This window comes from Psychrobacter sp. ASPA161_6 (assembly GCF_051970285.1).
GTDB classification, from domain to species: domain Bacteria; phylum Pseudomonadota; class Gammaproteobacteria; order Pseudomonadales; family Moraxellaceae; genus Psychrobacter; species Psychrobacter glaciei.
The window spans coordinates 702779-722978 of the sequence record NZ_JBEFNJ010000001.1; the positions used below are offsets into that span (position 1 = coordinate 702779).

The 20200-nt window shown below is 44.0% G+C and carries 14 protein-coding genes; 13 read left to right on the forward strand and 1 reads right to left on the reverse strand.

The genetic code is table 11. The annotated features are described in order from the left end of the window. Positions 1-31 precede the first annotated feature (31 nt). Complete coding sequence (locus tag ACTQ9T_RS02900) at positions 32-3514, reverse strand: contractile injection system protein, VgrG/Pvc8 family (protein ID WP_440464013.1); 3483 nt, start codon at positions 3512-3514, stop codon at positions 32-34. Positions 3515-3741: 227 nt separating this feature from the next. Between ACTQ9T_RS02900 and ACTQ9T_RS02905 the strand changes: the two genes are divergently transcribed. The 13 genes from ACTQ9T_RS02905 to ACTQ9T_RS02965 all read left to right on the forward strand — a co-directional run bounded on the left by ACTQ9T_RS02905 (position 3742) and on the right by ACTQ9T_RS02965 (position 20181). After that, a complete protein-coding gene (locus ACTQ9T_RS02905) occupies positions 3742-4212 on the forward strand; it encodes a hypothetical protein (RefSeq protein WP_240215503.1) in 471 nt (156 codons plus the stop codon). Between the two features lie 144 nt (positions 4213-4356). Further along, positions 4357-5019, forward strand: a complete 663-nt coding sequence (locus ACTQ9T_RS02910; protein WP_240215504.1) for a hypothetical protein — start codon at positions 4357-4359, stop codon at positions 5017-5019. Positions 5020-5046: 27 nt separating this feature from the next. Beyond that, complete coding sequence (gene tssB / locus ACTQ9T_RS02915; protein WP_240215505.1) at positions 5047-5559, forward strand: type VI secretion system contractile sheath small subunit; 513 nt, start codon at positions 5047-5049, stop codon at positions 5557-5559. A gap of 3 nt (positions 5560-5562) precedes the next feature. Beyond that, positions 5563-7053 (forward strand): type VI secretion system contractile sheath large subunit, encoded by a 1491-nt coding sequence (gene tssC, locus ACTQ9T_RS02920; protein ID WP_194618964.1) that lies wholly within the window; start codon positions 5563-5565, stop codon positions 7051-7053. A gap of 54 nt (positions 7054-7107) precedes the next feature. Next, positions 7108-7611 carry an Hcp family type VI secretion system effector gene (locus ACTQ9T_RS02925; protein WP_025651832.1) on the forward strand — a complete coding sequence of 168 codons (504 nt, stop codon included), beginning with the start codon at positions 7108-7110 and terminating at the stop codon, positions 7609-7611. Between the two features lie 96 nt (positions 7612-7707). Beyond that, positions 7708-8199, forward strand: a complete 492-nt coding sequence (gene tssE / locus ACTQ9T_RS02930) for a type VI secretion system baseplate subunit TssE (protein WP_440464014.1) — start codon at positions 7708-7710, stop codon at positions 8197-8199. A 77-nt stretch (positions 8200-8276) separates the two neighbouring features. Next, positions 8277-10100, forward strand: a complete 1824-nt coding sequence (gene tssF, locus ACTQ9T_RS02935) for a type VI secretion system baseplate subunit TssF (RefSeq protein WP_440464015.1) — start codon at positions 8277-8279, stop codon at positions 10098-10100. Beyond that, positions 10064-11119 carry a type VI secretion system baseplate subunit TssG gene (tssG, locus tag ACTQ9T_RS02940; RefSeq protein WP_440464016.1) on the forward strand — a complete coding sequence of 352 codons (1056 nt, stop codon included), beginning with the start codon at positions 10064-10066 and terminating at the stop codon, positions 11117-11119. Before tssF ends, tssG begins: the two co-directional genes overlap by 37 nt. 243 nt (positions 11120-11362) lie before the next feature. Beyond that, positions 11363-14275 (forward strand): type VI secretion system ATPase TssH, encoded by a 2913-nt coding sequence (tssH, locus tag ACTQ9T_RS02945; RefSeq protein ID WP_440464017.1) that lies wholly within the window; start codon positions 11363-11365, stop codon positions 14273-14275. After that, complete coding sequence (gene tssA / locus ACTQ9T_RS02950; protein WP_440464018.1) at positions 14275-15429, forward strand: type VI secretion system protein TssA; 1155 nt, start codon at positions 14275-14277, stop codon at positions 15427-15429. The genes tssH and tssA overlap by 1 nt, the downstream gene beginning before the upstream one ends. 103 nt (positions 15430-15532) lie before the next feature. After that, the gene (locus ACTQ9T_RS02955) at positions 15533-18436 is read left to right on the forward strand and encodes a contractile injection system protein, VgrG/Pvc8 family (RefSeq protein WP_440464019.1); all 2904 of its coding nucleotides are present in this window, start codon (positions 15533-15535) and stop codon (positions 18434-18436) included. A 2-nt stretch (positions 18437-18438) separates the two neighbouring features. Further along, the gene (locus ACTQ9T_RS02960) at positions 18439-19242 is read left to right on the forward strand and encodes a hypothetical protein (protein WP_439293405.1); all 804 of its coding nucleotides are present in this window, start codon (positions 18439-18441) and stop codon (positions 19240-19242) included. A 399-nt stretch (positions 19243-19641) separates the two neighbouring features. Continuing rightward, positions 19642-20181: a tetratricopeptide repeat protein gene (locus ACTQ9T_RS02965; RefSeq protein WP_439293404.1), complete on the forward strand. Its 540-nt coding sequence runs from the start codon at positions 19642-19644 to the stop codon at positions 20179-20181. Positions 20182-20200 lie beyond the last annotated feature (19 nt).

A 20200-nucleotide genomic window follows, 5' to 3' on the forward strand; every position in this document is an offset into this window, starting at 1 on the left:
ATGAGGCAATCAAAATTAAAAAAGGTTTCATTTACTGTCTCGATTTCTGTTGTTGATTGGCTAGCAATAAAAGCTCTCTTACATGCACATTTCTAGAATTACGAAGTTGTGGTCTATTCGATTCAGTAGCAGCAGATGCGAAATCTTTATTCTTAAGATGTCTATTAAAACTAGGAAATTTCGAAACACCCATGCTAGATATACCTAAGTTATAAGCCATATCTAAAATAGCTTCTTGAGCTGGGACTGGATAATCATCAAACTCTGAAAATGCTTCTCGAGCAGAATTGAGATTATCCTGAATATGAGCGAGTGTTATTGCTTTTGCATCTTTCTCTAGCATATGAATTGTTGTCAAAGATTCAAAGTAAGACGCTCGATTATTATTTCTACCCTGAACCGAATTGTAAACTGTATGCCACGCTTGTCTTATTTGAGCATCGGTTGCTGATAAATTTCCGATATAAAAAGGATGTTTTGACGCTTCATCCGCAGACGACAGCATTTTGCCATAGCCTACGGTTACAAGGCTCTTAGGTTCGGCACTATCAAGATACATGTGATTGTAGAAGCCTTCCTCTTTTACAATTGCTTCAAAGACTTTGTTTAAGTCTAGTTCGTCAGTCTGCTCTATAGCTAAATCATCTGCACTTTCCTCTTCAAAAATATACGATACGCCCCATTCGGCATCTTTAAATCCTACATAAGCCTCAACCTCTTCTTCTTTATCACTAATCACAGGGGTGGTGCGTCCATGCGCATCTAACACCCCTTCTATCAGCTGCCCATCAGGTCGTAGCATCTGAAATTCAATGTCATCAAAATTGTACTGATAAAACAAATCATAAACATCAAGCTTATTACTAAACAGTGGGATAGTCTTAGGCATCATCGGTAGGGCATAGTTAGCTCTCGCCCCATTCACCAAACTCTTCTTCACCGCCTTAACTTTAATCGTCCCCGGACACACCAGCTTAATACCACTCTTATCGATCGTAATGGATGCTCCTGCACTGGTTTGCAGCTTAATGCGCTTAGGACTCGATACATTCACCTGTCCTGACTCACTGCCAATGGTCATACCTTGCTGGCTGTGCAATTGCAGCTCACCGCCTTGTGCCTGTATCGCTAGCGGCTCTCTATTCGCACTGATATGTAATCCTGATAGATTGGCTTGACCACCAACCCCTGTAAGCGAGTCAATCTTATCCGCCATCAGCGTATAATTGCCCGCCACCACATCCGACTGCGCCGCGCCTGATTGTCTGACTATTGTTTTCGCCGTCCATAGCGTATTGCTTGCAGAGGCTAATATACTGTCTTTACTGACCAGCATCACATCGGCTGCGCCTAAGACTTCCGTATTTAGCGTCTCATCGATAATTTGCGCACTGGTTTTAAAGGCTTCTATCGACTGTCGGGCATCGCTAAGTGCTGCCGTGGATTGCAAGTGCGCCTGCTTTGCCTCTTTAAAGGTCTCGCTCAGCTCAGTGCCCATTGTTAACTGACGTTGTCCTGCATCATTGACCCATGCCGACTCATGCTCTGATTGCGTGTGTCTGATATCAAAGGTGGAGAGTAGAACGCCTGTATCACCTGTGATTTGTAAACCATGGTCGGTTGCTAGATTGATCCCTTGACCGCTATCGCTTGATTGATGATTGCTAAAGCGATGCCGCAGCACGCCAAGCTCTAATACATGCTCATCAGGGGCAAAGGTCGCTTGATCTGTAATCGTTGGCATCTCAGCATTGGCTTTACTGCCCGTATTAACCGTCCACTGTAGACCGATCTTGTTTGGCGTGTCATCAAAGCTCATGGCCACTTCAGAGTCGCAGGTCAGCCCATACTGGGCGATACCTGATAACCAGCCACTGTGTCCATCATCTTCACTTATCTGTGAGTGACCCATACCACCGCCATGCCATCTAGGAGAGGCACCGCCTTGTAGGTTGTGTCTATTAGATAAGCCAGCATCGCGAGTAGTGATGTCTGTTGCGTCCACATCGCCCATACCGATACCGTCATAGAGCGATCTGCTAATCACTGGACTGTCAATATCGCCGTACCAATGGTTAAGCAGGACAGATTGTCCAAGCCGTGGGGCGAATTGCCAGCCATGACTGCTACCGGATGACAGTTGCAATGCGCGCAGGGGCGGGGTAGTGCCGTCGTCGTGAGGGCTGATGCCTGAGTAGACGGGGGTCGTGATGGTTTGTTGTAGGTTGTCATCGGTGACACTAGAGTCATAACTTGGTGTAGTAGCGCTGCCAGTACGCGCTTGGGTCAACCCTTTATAAGTATGACTGGCAAAGAACAAGTTGCTGGGATAAGGGGCGTATACAATTGAGGCGTCAAGCAAAGTCGCTGATACCCAGACCCCAGTGTCACGAGCAATATCGTAGCCATGATCGGGGAGGAATATCCCGCTCTGTTGCGTAGTACGTTGTAACCACTCTTTGATATAGGCTTGGTTGTGATAAGACACGCTGTCGCTGTCCGGCTCAATCCCAACCATCTGCGTACTGATACAGTAGCTAGTCAAACGACTGATAGTAGGTAAATTATGAATACTCACAGGACTACCGACCACCATGCCTCGCATCGCACCAGCCGCTTGGTAATGTTCACGCTGACAGCGATTGGCATTCACCCATTGCTGTGCCAACACCGTCGCTGCGCTATCGCTATCGACGCGTGAGGGTGCGCCTAAGAGCACAGTCGTGTCATCTGTTGCTAGTGCTGACTCATCAGCGGCTTGGCCTTCATAAATGGTATCCGCGCTTAAGCCATCTGCTCTTACTATCACCGTCTGACTACCCAGTTGCTGCGACCTCATTTGTAGCTCATTAACCGTATCTTGTCCTGACTGGATAGAAGACTGGGCATAACGATAGTCTAATGGTAGTAACTCTGTCTCATCAAAACTGCTTAGTAGCATCAGACACCCTAAATTATCTAATGAATCACCCGATATCCATAAGGTACTGACACCACTATCAGCAAGTAGCCCGGTTATAAACTCCCAATCACTGACATCCGACTGGGTGCGCATAGAAAGCTGAGAAGACAGGCGCTCTGATGCCTGCAAAGTCTCAGATAACTGCCAATCAAATTCATAGTCGGCAAAGAGGGTAGTGACGATGTCGAGCGTAGATTGATTGATAAAAGTACGAGTATGAATGCACTGGGTTAATTGCCAATCGGGGCTGACGATGTCTAAAGTGTAAAAATGCAGTGCGCCATCTGACTGCTGGTAGTTGACGGCTTTAATAAGCCCAGTGCGATGACTGGGTTCACGGGAAACTGAAAGGGTATTTAAGCAGACAAATGTATTTACTAAAGATAAACAAGAGTTTGAATCTAAAAAAGCATGCGAATAGAACAATAGCTGACTAGTAGCCACTTTATCAATGGCGCTTGACCAAGAGAATGCAGCAGGATATAAGGTGGTAATAGGTATATTATTGGTTTCAACGGTAATCTGGTGTAGACGAGCGGTTTGCGAAGGCATAAGGGAGGTTCCCGTGACTGCAGATTTAAGGGTACAGTCGGTCGCTTAAAAGTAAGCACTGCTAAAATATATACTAAGAAAAGTATAGAGTTTATTGAAATATTGTCAAGTATCTGTATAATCGATTTGCAATAAGTTTTTAATTAAAGAACTTTAGTTCTAAATATATTCTATTATAACGTCATACTTTCTCTTATTCTTTTTGTTTTAATGATGATGATTTGCTTATGAATTCTATTGATTGTACTAAGCTGAAAGGGGTAGGTCTGCTATCAGTGATGTTCAGTGCCAGTGTGTTACTGACGGCGTGCGGTGGCGCCGCGAAGAAGAACACACAGCCCTTAACGGTTTCTAAGCCAACAGTGGCTAAGCAGTTGGATGAGCCTTCACTCTCTTATCTTTCTGATGCCATGAAAGTCGATGATGGGCGTGCAGTGACAGCCCAGCAATGGATGACCATTGCCCAAAGCAACTATCAATCAAAAAAGTACGCCCGTTCATTAAGAGCTGCAACCGAAGCATTGAGTCTCGATGATCAGCTGGTAGGAGCGCGTCAACTTGCTATGCTCTCTGCGGTCAAAGTAACGGAGAGTAATATTGACGCTTATAGTGACAATGCGGTGATGAACGATAATGATAAAGCGAGATTCAAAGACACTTTAACCAATATGACGACCTTAGTTAGTACGGCTGATTAACCATTATCGAGTCAACAGATGCATACATCTCATATTAATAATAGCGAGCACCGATTTACGATGACAAGTATTAAAAACGCTATCAAAGTCACTAATAAAATACCCAAGACGATCTTGACCGGTCTACTTATTATGGGATCGGTTATGAGTACAGCTCATAGTGAGCTTTCAATACAAGAGCAAGATCCAGGGTCAAGTGTCATTAACCAGTATGCTGCCCTTAAAAATGCGGATGCAAAGTCACCGCAGTTGCATCAATTGATTGCTGACTTAAATCAGAGGCTAACTCGCAATCCAAAGGATTCTTTGGCTTGGGAGCTGTTGGCTCAGATTTACGCCAACAATGGCTATCATGCTTATGCTGTCTACGCAGCGAGCGAAGCAATTGACTCAGGTCAAAGCACCGCCACGCTCAAAAGCATCCTTATAAATAGCAGTGCCCTTGTCTCACAGAGCCAATTACAGTCAGATTACTTGACGGATGATATGGATACGGCATTTTTAACTGAATATCAGCACGCGCTTAGCAAGATATATGGTGAAGTCTACGGTTTTAACTATGATGAGTCTTTGCCAAAACCACCTGCGCCTGTGGTGAAGGCTCGATCGACTAGAAGCAAAAACGTGTCCAACGCGAAGCGCCGCGCAGCCGTCAAAAGACAAGCCGCCCCTGTTAAAAGAAAAGCAGCAGTGAAACAGAAGTCACGTCCAGTGCCAAAAGCGAAGCCCGTTCAGAGACCGGCTAAACCATCATCCCCTAGAAGTAGCAACACCAAATCTACTGATCCATTCAGTATATTACGTTGAAACCAGAAACTGCTGAGGCAACTTATTATGGCTAATCAAGATAGTGTGCAAAAGAAACTCGCAAAAGTACGTGCTCCTCGGGTGCATTTGACTTATGACGTTGAAGTGGGCGATGCGATCGAAACGAAAGAAATTCCGTTTGTCGTTGGGGTGTTGGGAGAGTTTTCAGGGGATTCTACTCTTGAGCAACCGCGCTTTAAAGACAAAAAGTTTGTCGAAGTGGATTTGGATACCTTTGATGAGGTGATGTCAGGTCTAGCACCGCGTGCGACGTTCCGAGTAAGCAATGACTTGAGTGACAAAGGCGGCGAGTTCGCGGTTGATTTGGCATTCAATAGTATCAACGATTTTCGCCCTGAAGCGGTTGCTGATCAAATTGAGCCATTAAAGCAACTGGTGCAAGCACGAGATCGCTTGGCAGATTTACGCAACAAAATATCAGCCAACGAAAAACTCGAAGACCTATTAGATGATGTACTTAAAAACACTGAACAAGTCAAGAAAATGGCGGAACAAAACCAAACTGACGGTGAGGGTTAAACGATGAATGCTCAAGCCCAGCAGCAGATAGCAACGGATCCATTGAATAGCGAGAGCTATGACTTACTCGAAGAAATCGTTAATAAAAGCAATGTTGCCAAGTCCGATGATGAAAAAAATCGCGCGAAGTCGCAAATCGCCGAGCTGGCCAATGAAGTCATGCAAGGCACGGTGACATTATCAGACAATTTAGCCTCATCTATTGATGCACGAATTGCCCAAATTGATGCGCTGATCTCTAAGCAGCTGACCACTGTTATGCACGCACCTGAGTTTCAGAAGCTAGAATCTAGCTGGCGCGGTCTGCATTATCTATGTAGCCAAACCCCTTCTGAATCCATGCTTAAGATACGCATGATGAATACTACGAAGCGCGAGCTTACCAAAGACTTTCAATCTTCAATTGATTTTGACCAAAGCACGCTGTTCAAAAAAATATATGAAGAAGAGTTCGGTAGTTTCGGTGGTGAACCATATGCAGCAATCGTTGGCGACTTTGAATTTACTCGCCAAAACTCTGATATGTATCTGCTCGAGCAGTTGTCTCATGTTGCGGCCGCTTCCCATGCACCGTTTGTGTCGGCGGCTTCCGCTGAGATGTTCGGACTCGATTCTTTTACTGATATTGGTCGCCCACGCGATTTATCAAAGATATTTGAAACGGCTGAATACATACGCTGGCGCGCTTTTAGGCAGTCAGAGGATGCTCGCTATGTGGCGCTGACAGTGCCTAGCTTTTTAGGTCGTCTGCCTTATGATCCTAAAGATGGCACAGTGGTAGAGGGTTTTAACTTCACTGAAGAAGTCTCTGGTAATGATCACAATGATTATCTATGGGTAAATGCCGCTTATGCTTTTGCTTCGCGATTGACCTCAGCCTTTTCTGACTATCGTTGGTGTGCGGCTATTCGCGGTGTGGAAGGTGGCGGCTTGGTTGAAGGTTTACCGGTCCATACCTTTAAGACTGATGAAGGGGACTTGGCGCTTAAATGCCCAACGGAAATCTCTATTACCGATCGCCGTGAAAAAGAGTTAAGTGACTTGGGTTTCATTCCATTAGTCCATTGCAAAAATACCAATTATGCCGCCTTCTTTGGTGCGCAATCAGTTCAAAAAGCCAAAACGTATCAAAACGATGATGCTAATGCCAATGCGGTACTGTCGACTCAGTTGCAATATATCATGGCAGTATCACGTATTGCCCATTATCTAAAGGCAATGATGCGCGATAAGGTAGGTAGTTTCTTAGCACCTGGTAATGTTGAGTCGTTCTTGAATGATTGGATTTCTCGCTATGTCTTGCTAGATGACGGAGCCTCACAAGAAGCAAAAGCCCAGTACCCACTGCGCGAAGCTTCTGTACAAGTTGTAGAAGTGCCAGGCAAACCTGGTGTCTACAAGTCCGTGGTCTTTTTGAGACCACACTTTCAGCTTGACGAATTGTCTGTTTCTTTGCGTCTGGTCACTCAACTGCCGCAGTCTAGCAACAGCTGATCGTTTATTAAAATCCAACGTTAAATTTAAATTTTTAAATACAAGGTGTGTGATATGAAAGATATTTATATTCAGTTCCGTGGTAAGTACAAAATTGACGGTGAGTCTCGTGACAGCGAGCATAAAGGTTGGCTTGAAGTAAATACTTGGGATCACTTGATTCGTCAGCCAAAATCAGCGACAGCCAGCAGCGTTGGTGGTCACACTTCTGAGCGCTGTGAACATGCCGATATGACCTTTATGAAAGATTTGGACTCGACCAGTCCTAAGCTATGGGAAGCATGTTCTGCTGGCTATACTTTTGATGAAATTCAAATTGACTTTTATCGTGCCAACGGTGATAAGCGCGTTAAATATCTTGAAGTAAAGCTTAAGCATGCGCTCATTGCTAGTGTTGAGCCAACTGTCCGCTCTGAAGGCGTACCAATCGAAAAAGTCGGTATCAAGTATGCTGCTGTTGAGTGGACTTACACCCAGCAAGATATCGATGGTACTGCCAAAGGTGCTGTGACGAAGAAGTGGTCATTAGCCAATAACACTGCTACTTATACTGCCTAAACTGGTGTTAAGTGTTATTCATTTATTGTGTCAATGAAGAAAGGTTTATATCTAGGCCTTTCTTTTTTATTTTCTTAAATGAGGATGACTGTATCCATGAATTACGCCGCTAACGCCTCTAATCATAAAGTTGGGTTTCGCCCAAATTTATTTGAGCAACTATTCGATGACCAGCCTCGTAATTTAGCGCATGAACTCGTGGTTCGCAGGCTTAATATTGATGAGTTAAAGTCTTCAGTAGCCCAAGACCTAGAAGCGTTATTAAATACTCGCTGTGTGGTGTCGAGTAAGCTGCAAGCCTATCAACATGTACGCTCATCGATACTAAACTTTGGCATATTGGACTTTGTGGGACTGAGTAGTGCCAATCCTGCAGACTGTGATTATATCTGCCGACAAATCGCGCAGACAGTCGAGCAGCAAGACAGTCGTCTGCAGAATGTCAGAGTATCGCTAGATATTGGCGCAGTAGATGTCAATCAGCTGTGTTTTTCAATTGAAGCGTTACTGAAAGTTTATCCTGCCCAAGAGTTGGTCAGTTTCGATGCGTTCTTTGAGCCAAGCTCTCAGCGTTATTTAATAAAATAGTCATTATTAATTTAATGAAATAACCAGTGCTACCGCTCAATCTTTACAGTTAACGGCGATCACTATATTGAGGCATCATGGACAGTCTACTTCCTTATTTTGAGCATGAGCTTAGTTTATTTAATAAGCAATCAAAAGAATTTGCCAAAAAGTATCCCAAAATTGCCAATCGGTTATTGATGGGTCACGATACGGTAGATGATCCGCATATTGAGCGATTGATACAGGCTTTTTCACTGATTAGTGCGCGCATCAATAAAAAGCTAGATGATTCATATGCAGACTTTACCGAGTCTTTACTTGAAGTCGTTTATCCCGATTATCTTAAGCCTTTTCCATCAGTCTCTATTGCACAGTTCAACCTAGGCGTGCAGGGCAATGCGATGAGTGAGTCTGTTTTAGTGCCTAAAAAAAGTATGTTTGCTAGTCAAAAAATAAACGGCACACCTTGCCAGTTTCAGTCAACCCAAGACGTGACGTTGCTACCGCTACAGATAGATAGCGTTGATTTTGAGACGCGCCAAGAAGTATACGATAATCAGCATGGACTGCTTAACGGCTGCATTAGCATTAAATTCAAAGGTCTTAATCCGAGCTTTGACTATCAGGCTTTGTTAAATCATCCGCTAGATTTATATATAGATGAGGATGCCAGTCAAGGCACCAGCTTGTGGGATCTGCTAGGGTGTGATGTGAAACAAACACACCTTCATGGTAGGCAGGTCAATAAGATAACGGGTAGTCCGTTTGAGATTATAGGCTTCGATCCTGAGCAGCAAATTCTTCCTAGTCATCGAGTAAGTAATGCTGCCTCTGCATTATTAAAAGAGTATTTTTATTTCCCTGAAAAATTCAATTTCTTGCGCCTCAATCTTGGCCGTGTTTGTCCCAATTTAAAAATTGATAGCACTGGTCTTGAGATTCGCTGTTATTTTAAGTTTGATAAAAAAAACACCATCCATTTAAAAAACTTGCAGCAACTGAGTGCCAGCAGTATTAAGCTGTTTTGTACGCCCGTGGTCAATCTATTCAAGGCAGCCGCCAAGCCCATTCAAGTCACTCATCGCTCTATCTATTATGATTTGGTGCCCGATACTCGTGCGCTTTTTCAACATGAGATTTATGAGGTCAATAAAGTCATAGAGTCCAAGCAAAGTAATAATCGTTTGATACAACGCGAATACCATCCGTTTTATGCGCTCAATCACTATGAGCAGCAAGATGACGGTCGTTATTATCATATCAAACGCGATAAGGATATGGCTGAATTTAAGCAGGGCTTTGAATATCAGATTATGTTTGTAGAAAAGCAGCGTGAGGATGTGTCAGGTGCGGTGAGCATAAGTGCTGCTCTGCTATGCACCAATAGAGACTTGCCCGCGCAAGTAGTGTTCGGTCAAAGCCGAGGTGATTTGTTTAGTGAGGGGATGACGGGCTTTAGTAGTCTGTCATTATTAAAGCAGCCTACCAGAACGGCACGTTTTGAATACACTGGTGAGGAGCGTTGGCGACTAATATCGCTGATCAGTTTGAATTTTTTATCACTTGCTGCCCAAGACGCTGAGCTGATGAAAGAGTATCTGTCGCTCTATGACATTACCCAGTCTGCCTCGAATAAACTGCTGGTAGAAGGCATCGTCTCTGTCACCACCAGTATCAAAGCTCAGCGGATTCAGCGCTTGCCGCAACCTGGGTTTGTACGCGGTACGGTCATTGATATTCAGATTAACCAAAAGAATTTTGCTGGAGTGAGTATTCGCCAATTTGCTCATTTATTGGCCCATGTTTTTGGCTATCACGCCAGCTTAAACAGCTTCGTTGAGGTTGCCATCAGTGATGCCGTTACCAAAGAGGAGATATACAGATGTCAGCCACGCAGCGGTCTCAGTCCTCTTATTTAACGGATTTACTGGCGGCACCGCAATCCTATGAGCTATTGCAAGCACTGCGTTTGGTTCAACATGAAGTCGGTATGGGGCATGCCCCTATTGAGGTGCGCTACCGTGCCTCGTTGTCATTGGCGTATCCGCAAGCTGAAATTGAGTCGATGGCGCTCATTGCTCAAGACAATATGGAAGACAGTGGCCGTTCAGTAAAGGATGACCAAATAAAGGACAATTCATTAAATGTCAGTTCGTTAATGGCCAGGCAGATAGAGGTTTGTCCAGCAGTTATCGGACTCACAGGCCCATTATCAGCTTTGCCCGCGATGTATACCGATCATTTGGCATCGCGAGTCAATCATGCAAAAGACAAAGCAGCCCCCGCTTTTTTAGATTTATTTAACCATCGTTTGACGGATTTGTACGTACAAGCGAGCTGGTTTTATAATTTGCCATTACAGTACGAGATAAATAATAAAAAAGACAACTATCTACTGAGCTTGCGAGCGCTGGCACGGCAGCCGAAAAAGCTAACGGCAATCGATAGCTTGATTGCTTATGCTGGCATGATTGCCCCCGGACGTCTGACCGCTGATCAGTTAGCACATGTACTGTCGCACTTCTTGGATAGCACGGTCAGCGTTCAGCAGTTCGTGCCTGAGTGGTTTGATCTGCCCGCTAGCGAGCAGACCGCACTCGGTGGTCAGCATGCGGCACTTGGGATATCTACATTTTGCGGCGCGCGGGCTGTACAGTTCGATAGCAAAATTAGAATCGTCTTTCATCAGTTGGATGCCAAACGCTATTTGAGACTGTTGCCAGCAGGGGATATGTATCGCGTCATTATCGATTTTATTCGTAAATGGTGCGGTGTGAGCTTGGCGGTCGAAATGCAGCTGGAGCTAGACAAGCAATATATTACCCCTTTGTCATTATCAGAAAGCAGCTTTGGTGGCTTAGGGCAGGGTGGGTTTTTGGTATCTCAGCCTGCAACCGAGCACTATGATGATACCCGCTATGCGCTGCCTATTCAGTAAATATTTTATTGCTAATAGATAAATTGCTTGTTTACTAATAACGCTCAATAATCACTCTAATTTTGATGCATCCGTTTAATAAACCAGTTTAATAAAAATAATGTTATACCATTCACAAAAATTAGAGTGGCAAGGAAAACGAGTGAAAGTACTACGACTTGTAGGCTAAGCGAGTTTGACACAGCTAATCTTACTTTTTGGGTTTGGTATTAAGTCTAATGAGAATGCTAAAGGAAAAGATTTATGAGCCAGTTAAAAGCTGTAATTACCCGCTTGAGCCCGAGCTGCCGACAGTGTTTGCAGCAGGCAGCTAGGCTTTGTATCAATAATGGGCATCGTGAAGTCGATACTGTCCATCTATTGCATGAGTTGATTGCGACGCCGCACAATGATGTGGCTCAAATACTGACATTAAATAAGATTAATCAGCAGGCATTGCTAGTAGACATCACAGACTTGCTTGGTACTTTTAGTCAGGCAACAGGCTCGACCCCTGTGTTTAGCCAAGGGTTGATGGCGTTGTTAGAAGATGCGTGGGAGCTAGCGAGTAGCCAGCATAATCAAAGCGCTGATAATAACAATCCACTAGAAATCCGCTCTGGGCACATATTACTGGTGTTATTGGCGTATGAGCGTTATCAGTCATTATTAAAAACCCTCCCTGAGCAGCTGCAGTATATTGATCGTTTTACCCTAAAAGATGATTATGAACGCCAATGTCTTGGTAGTACCGAGGGTAGTGGATCAAGCAGTAATAAAGGCGTCAATAAGGGTGCTGATGATAGTGCAGACAATGATACTAATAATCAAGAATCTTTAGACGCTAAGCAAACTGAAGCTAAGCCAACCCCTGCGTTGGATAAATATACTTATGATTTGACTGCTAAAGCCAGTGCAGAGCAAATAGATCCAGTGATAGGCCGTGAGTTTGAAATTCATCAGTTGATCGATATTTTGATTCGTCGTCGTCAAAACAATCCAATTTTGACGGGTGAAGCCGGTGTGGGTAAAACTGCTGTGGTGGAGGGCTTGGCGCAAAAGATAGTTGCCAGTCAAGTACCTGATCAGCTCAAAGACGTGACGATACGTAGTCTCGATATGGGGCTATTGCAAGCTGGGGCGAGTGTCAAAGGTGAATTTGAAAATCGTCTAAAGCAAGTCATCGAAGAAGTACAAGCGTCGGTACAGCCGATTATCTTGTTCATCGATGAAGCGCATACCTTGATTGGCGCTGGTGGGCAAGCGGGTCAAAACGACGCGGCGAATTTGCTGAAGCCTGCGCTGGCTCGTGGTGAGCTCAGAACCATTGCTGCGACGACGTGGTCAGAATATAAGAAATACTTTGAAAAAGACGCTGCATTGTCACGTCGCTTTCAGGTAGTCAAAGTCGATGAGCCTGATATCGATACGGCAGTGGCGATGATTCGTGGTTTGAGTGCCAAGATGCAGGCGCACTTTGGCATATTGATAGATGATGATGCACTGCAAGCAGCCGTTGAGCTGTCAGCACGTTATATCAGCGATCGACAACTGCCAGATAAAGCGGTCAGTGTATTAGATACAGCGGCTGCAAGGGTGAGCTTATCAAAAACAGCCATGCCCAATCAGCTGGATAGATTACAAGCCAAAGGTGTGCAGTTAGAGCAGCATATCAATAATCTCAGTCAACAGCTTGAGCGTATCGGCGGTGTGGACGAAAAAGAAAAAGTCAGTCAAAAAATTGCCGTGCTTGATGAACAGCGTCAAACCAATCAGCAAAGCATCGCTGACATGACCAGTCGCTGGCATGAGCAACGTCAGCTTAATGATCAGCTTGATGCACTCAATCAGCAGTTGAATGGTAAGGCTGATGGCGCTGATACGCTCAGTGCAAAAGAGCGCTTAGACAAACAATCTGAATACCAAAGTATTGAGCAGTCGCTAAAACAAATACAAGAGACACATCGTCTCATTCATCCTGTATTAGACAGACAAGTTATTAAGCAAATTATCTCAGATTGGACTGGTATTCCACTCAACGATATGGCGGGAAATGAGAAAGACCATATCTTGAATTTGGCTGACACCTTACAGATGCGTGTGATTGGCCAAGACCATTCTGTGGCTGCTATTGTCAAGCGGATTCATACCGCAAAAGCTAGGCTAGACGACCCAAATCGCCCGCAAGGGGTGTTCATGCTTGTCGGGCCAAGTGGTGTGGGCAAGACAGAAACCGCATTGGCGCTATCAGAGGTATTGTATGGTGGTGAGCGTAATCTTATTACCATCAATCTATCAGAGTATCAGGAAGCGCATAGCGTTGCCTCCTTAAAAGGCTCGCCTCCAGGTTATGTGGGCTATGGTGAAGGTGGTGTACTAACGGAGGCCATCCGCCGTCGTCCCTATAGTGTGCTTTTGCTTGACGAAGTAGAAAAAGCCCATCCAGACGTATTGGATCTGTTTTATCAGGTCTTTGACAAAGGAGTCATGGAAGACAGCGAAGGGCGTTTAATTGATTTCAAAAACACGCTTATTTTATTGACCAGTAATGTTGGTTCATCGCAGATTATGCAAGCGTGCATCAATACTGATCCAGCCGTTACTGACTTTAGCTTGCCCGATAGTGACAACCTAAAACAGGTGATCAATCCGCATTTATACAAAGCCTTCAAGCCTGCCTTTTTGGGTCGTCTAACGGTCATTCCTTATTATCCGTTAACGGATGACGCGCTGGCAGAAATCATTCGCCTAAAGCTGGAAAAAATCACTGGTCGCATCCGTGACAATTACGATGTCCCTTGTGTCATTGACCCTGAGGTCGTTGAGCTCATTTTATCGCGCTGTCATGAGGTCGATTCTGGCGCACGTAATGCCGATGCCATCATCAGCCATACCTTGTTACCGCAGCTGGCAGGTCAGCTACTGGCTCATGATGACAGTCAGAGTGTGCTAAAGAAAATTACTGTATTCGTCGATGCAGAGGATAATTTTGCGTATCGTCTGGATACCGATGCGGTTGTGCCACTGAATAAAATGGCGCAATACAGTGAAGATGAGACTGAGAATAAGGTTAAAAATTCGGCAAGCAGACCAGTTTCAGCTAAAAAGCCTGCTGCTAAAAAGCCAACAGTTAAAAAAACAGCACGCAAAAAACCTGTTAAAGAGGAATTACTATAATGAGCACTGATAACTCTTTAGCCACCAATATGGATGCCCTTATCGCTCCTATTGATGGCAGTCATCATGGGGTGGGTGAAGATCTCATCTTCGATCCACGTATCGATGCCATCGTTGCGGCTCGTCAAGAAGATGACCCATTACTGGAGCAAGGCAATTGGGTCACTGAGCTAAAAGTCGCCGACTGGGACTTTGTCAAAAACCAATGTGCCGAGTTGCTCAGCGATACCAGTAAAGACATGAAGCTGGCACTGTGGTACGTCGATGCCCTGAGTCACACCAATCATTTAGCAGGCATCAGTCATGGGCTGAGCGTATTGCAAGCATTCAATGACGAGTACTGGCTCACCATGTATCCACCATTAGACGGTGAAGAAGACAGTATGGATATCAGGGCAGGGCTGCTGTCGTGGTTCGTCAAGGCACTATCCGATGATATCAAGCAACTATCGCTGGCTGATACAAAGGCCGAGAGCTACAACTACAATTACTATCTAACCGCACGTGATCATGATAAGCAGCGTCAGCAAAACCCCGATAGCGAAACATCCAACCAATTAACACTGAGTGACTATAACCACGCCATAAAGACCAGTAGTGAGACTTGGCAACAAGCACTGATGAGCAATCTTAATAAAGTCACTGAGCAGTGGCAGACCTTGACCGATCAGCTCAATGATCTGATGGGTATGGATGCGCCAGTCTTCGCACCAGTGACGGATTTATTGATTGCACTGACGCAGCATTTGCGTCCATTGATACCAGAATATTCTGATACTGCTCATAGTATGGATCAAGAGAGCCAAGCCGATAATGTCGACCTGATTGATACTAATGAACCTATGATGTCGGATAGTAGTGGACAATCAGCCAGTACAAATAATATTAGCTCAACCAGTTTTAATCCTAGTAACCGCGATCATCAAAACAATCGTCGGCAAGCGCTTAAATTGCTGGCTCAAATTCAAGACTACTTTGCAACCAATGAGCCGCACAGCCCAGTGACTTTTTTACTCGGTCGGGCGATTGATTGGGCTGATATGCCGCTGGATCAATGGCTCACTCATATCATCAAAAACGAAGATCAATTATCGATGCTGTCTGACATGATTGGTATTCAGCCCAAACGTGATTCCTCTGACGATGATCATTAAATTAAAGTTGGATTGATAGAACTGTTGGTTAAATTGCAATGTTCGCATTATTTTTTACTTGGTAATTTTGATCGCTAAACCTTTAGATAGAGAAGGGCTTGTCATGGTATGGACTCAAACAAAGCGGCATGTGCAACTTAGTAGTGCCCATCCTGATATTGCCACCAGTATTATTCAACAGGCTGACTTGGTTGAGAGCTTGTTAGGTATGCCGTTACCTGACAGCGTTTGGCGTAAGCCCACGCTTATGCCAGCGCCTGATGCCTACCCAAGCCCCTACCATCATGACCAACGTGTTCAAAGCTATACCGACCGTCAGCTCGCGCTTTATACTGGCTACCGTATTAGTATTACGTTACTGCACCCACAAGCAGGACTGGATATACAACAATGGCTAGGGCAAAAACTAGCCATGCACTGGCACACGGGTGACGCCATACTACCAAACCAAACCCGTCACGGTATCATCACCGAAGTCGTTGCCCTTGGTAGCAACAGTGGTATGGCCGCCTACCGTATTATCTGCGAACCTACGGTAAGCCAATTACGCCTTAACAGTCATAATCGCCGTCATCATCATCTAAGTTTAAGCGAGCTTATCAAAGATATTATTAGCCCATATGATATGGATATTGAGATTGACGAGCGCCTCAGTGATGACAGCAGCTATCATATTCAGCATAGCGTCCAATACAACCAAACCGATCTCGCTTATCTCACCCAATACCTTGCCCTCTACGGTATCACTGGCTACTATCGTCACGAAGCCGACAAACATACTTTAGTCCTACTACCACAAGACAGCGAAGTTCTACGTCCAGACCATGACGACATCCATAGCATCTTAAGTCAAAACTCTGCCAATCTCGCTGACAGACAAGACCGCATCACCGCCATTCGCCCCCGTATTGCCCAGCATACTCAGCAAAGCGACCTACATCGTTATGACAGTCGCTTGATGAGTACCTATACCGGCAGTAGCAGTAGCGAGCAACCTATCGACTCATCAAGCAGCACGCATCAGCGCTTTTTGCACAGTCATAGTTATTTAAACGATGATGGACTCACCGCACTTGCCACCCGCTATCAGCAGAACGCACAGCAGCTGGCCAATCTAGGCAGTCTAACCGGCAACATCCGTCATCTGAATTTGCCAAGTAGCCACTATATCAATGGCAACCCTTATTTGATTGATCCGATCAGTCTCGTCTCTATTCATCAGCACATTAACAATCATATATCAGCAGACTGGCTCGGCGCTGCGCCCTTTGATCCCATTACTTTACAGCCCAATACGAACCATGCCAGTCATGAGAGTGATGACGACAATGACAACAACGTCCATCATATCACTGCCTGCTACCTACCGTTTCCACATCACCACCACATTCCCTATGGGGAGCAGTTTGCTACACTTGGACAACCGCATCCCAGTCTGACAGGTCTCATGAGTGCGAGTATTATTGATACAGATAGCAGCGCCATCACCCATGATCGTAACCACCGTGCGCATATCAGATATCACTGGCAGCAAGAAGAAGATGGGCAGGATAACAATAGTGACAGCGGTCATTGGATACCCATTGCTAGTCACCTCGTTGCCGACCACATGGGACAGACCCATCCTCTGCGTCATGGACAGCATGTCCTCATTGACTTCATCGGTGGCGACATCACCCATCCCATCATCATCGGTAGCACTCACAACGGCCAAGGTAATTCTGATGCTCAGCATAATAGTATTGTAAGTGACTCAGGTAGCCTTGACGCCACCAGTCCTGCTTGGTTCATCAATCAAAGCCATACTTATCCCATAGATGGAATTAAGACTCAAAGTATTGATAGCAGTCGCACAGGCGATGCCACCAAAGACAGCATCATCAATGGCTATAACCAGCTCATGTTTGACGCCCATCCTGATAGTCCGCAAATTAACGTCTATAGCAGTAGCTTTCAGTCTAGCTTAACCATTGGACATCTGTATCAGCATAGCGACCACACTCGCGGTCAAGCACGGGGCAAAGGCATCAGCATCGAGACTCAAGCCGCTGCCAACATTCAAGGCAGCACTGGCATTCATATCAGTAGCAGTCAGTCAGACCCCTCATCAAAATCTCACATGAGTCATGACAGCCACGGCAAACTACAAACAGCCGATCAACACCAGCAAGCCTACACCCAGCTGGCTGATACCCATCAGCCAGTGGGATTAGAGGGCAGCAGCAATAACAAGCAAAGCAACAGTAAAGATGCGCAAACGCCATTTGCCCAATTTAGCAAAGATACCAATGACGAAACCTTAAGTGAGTCTGGACAATGGCAACAAGCCAATCTGCTGATCGACTCTCAGCGTCATCTAGCGTTGCTAAGCGGACAACACAGCCAACATACCAGTACCCAAAACACGCACAGCCATGCTACAGATAGCACCCATCATCATAGCCAAACCCAGATGAATCAGTTGGTGGCAGGCGATGTTCATTACTACTCAAACAAAGCCCAAACCCATACGGCAGCGCATGGTGATGTGACGATACAAGCGCATCAAAGTGAAATGCGACTTGACAGTGAGCAAGTACTACGCATCCATAGCCGAGACAGTGTTGAGATTATCGCACCTGATACCTTAACGCTAAAAGCAGCAGGTAGCGGTATCGAGATATCGGGTGGTAATGTGACGTTTATCACGCCAAGTCAAGTGGGGTATAAGGCAAGCAAGGTAGATTGGGGCAGTGGGGGTGGTTTAGGGTTTCCTGCTGTACATTTACCAAAGGCGAAATTACTTGAGAACTTAGACTATTATCTACGCTATATAGTACATGACCAAGATGACAATCCGCTTCCCTTCACTAAATGTATGCTAATTAAACCTGATGGCTCAACAGAAATGCACACGACTGACTTTGAAGGTAAGTTAAAGGTCTTGGTTGATGATGAATCTAAAGACTATGAGTTGCATGCGCTTGTTGATAAAGAAATAGGTGAAACCCAAGTAGAGGAAGATTGAATATGGCAATTAATAAAACAAGATTAACGGTCATAGTAGACAATATAAAGATTATTTCTTCATTAAAATATGATCTTTTGATAACTTATAAACGTCTTAAATCAGGACGATTACCTGAAAAAATTATTACTATAAAACCAGCTATCGATGCAGTCTTCACAGCAAGTAAAAACGGAGCTGTTACTCGTGAACACAAAATAGCAGTAACTAATATAATTAAAGTTGTTTTTTTAATTAAAATAAATAATGAGGCTGTAAAGAATTTCGATGTTACAGATGATGTCCTGAAGGGAAGACCTAGCTCATGGAAACTACCAACTACTCATGCTAGCTCCTTAAAAGATATCAACAATGAGAAAAGAATCAAAATAAAAACAAAAAAATACATAGTCTGGACAGGTACCTATTTTGAAGTATCCACAGGAAGGAAAATTATTGATACAAAGCTATATGAATTTAAATTGACTAGTGAATGTGTTTCTGGAACTAAATATACCGTTGATGTTCGTGCTACTGCCGAGGTGTTTGTAACAGATATAAGCATCTTTGGAGACAGTTCTGTTGGTCAAGGCGAAGTCAAGTTTTATCAGAAAGCTGATACCCCTCTCGATCCTAAAGTTTTTAACGGAGATTTTGCATTAGGTGCGATATCTGGCAGCTTTGGCTATACCGTCATGGGACCGTTAGCTATGGGACAAACACTAGGAGATAATAGTGGTCCTGGTGCAAGTTCAGACCTAATAGCTATTGAAATGGGTAGAGGTACAGCAAAGGTTACAGATTATACGAAGGAGAGTTGTAATTGAATATTAGTGTTAAATATATAATACTTGCTATTATTTCAGTAGACTCGCTTATTTTACTTTTAGTGAAAGAAAACTGTGGATCAATTATATATTCTTTAATGATAGAGTCTCTATCAATGCAAGTGTTCAGTCTGTTATGTTCAATCGACTCGAAATTTAGCCGTGTTATTACTAATATATTTAATATAAACTTGATGAAAATGAAGGTTGGTGCCTTTTTTGTTATATTGATTTCCTTTTACCTAATTTTTTTAGCAAGACAAGGAATAGCTTTTCAAAATCCTATTAGAGGTTGTGCTTAAAATTGAGAGTAATTCATTAGCAAGTGTTTGTGCACCAACGCTAAATCTCTAAAAAATAAAACTATCTTTTAACAAATTTGTATATCAGGAAATAAAAATGATTCTTAAGGAGATATTAAGTAAATTCACTCATAAAAAATTTGTATTAATACTATTTTTAGGTATTTTGTCGTCTTTCATTCTTCTAAAAGTAGTAGAAGCGGATGATAAGAAAACGCAATATGACTCAGTATTTGCTATGCAAAATTATGTTGTTGATAATGATCCTGATAAACAGGTTTTTTTAGGGAATATGTATTATTTTGGTGATGGTATTAGTACAGGTCAAAATTACGATAAAGCTTTTGAGTTGTATGAAAAGGCGGCTCAGCAAGGCAATGCAGAGGCTCAACATAACCTTGGGGTAATGTATTACAGTGGTGATGGTGCTATTCAAAATTATATGCAAGCAAGAAAATGGTTCGAAAAAGCGGCCATTCAAAATTATGCTGATGCTCAGTTTAGTCTTGGAGTTATTAATGAAGATGGTGAAGGTGTGAGTCAAGACATGGCTATTGCTAAAGAGTGGTTCAGTAAATCTTGTGATAATGGCAACAAAGATGGCTGTGAGAGCTATCAATTATTAGATGCAAAATAGACTCTGAAATAAAAAATAA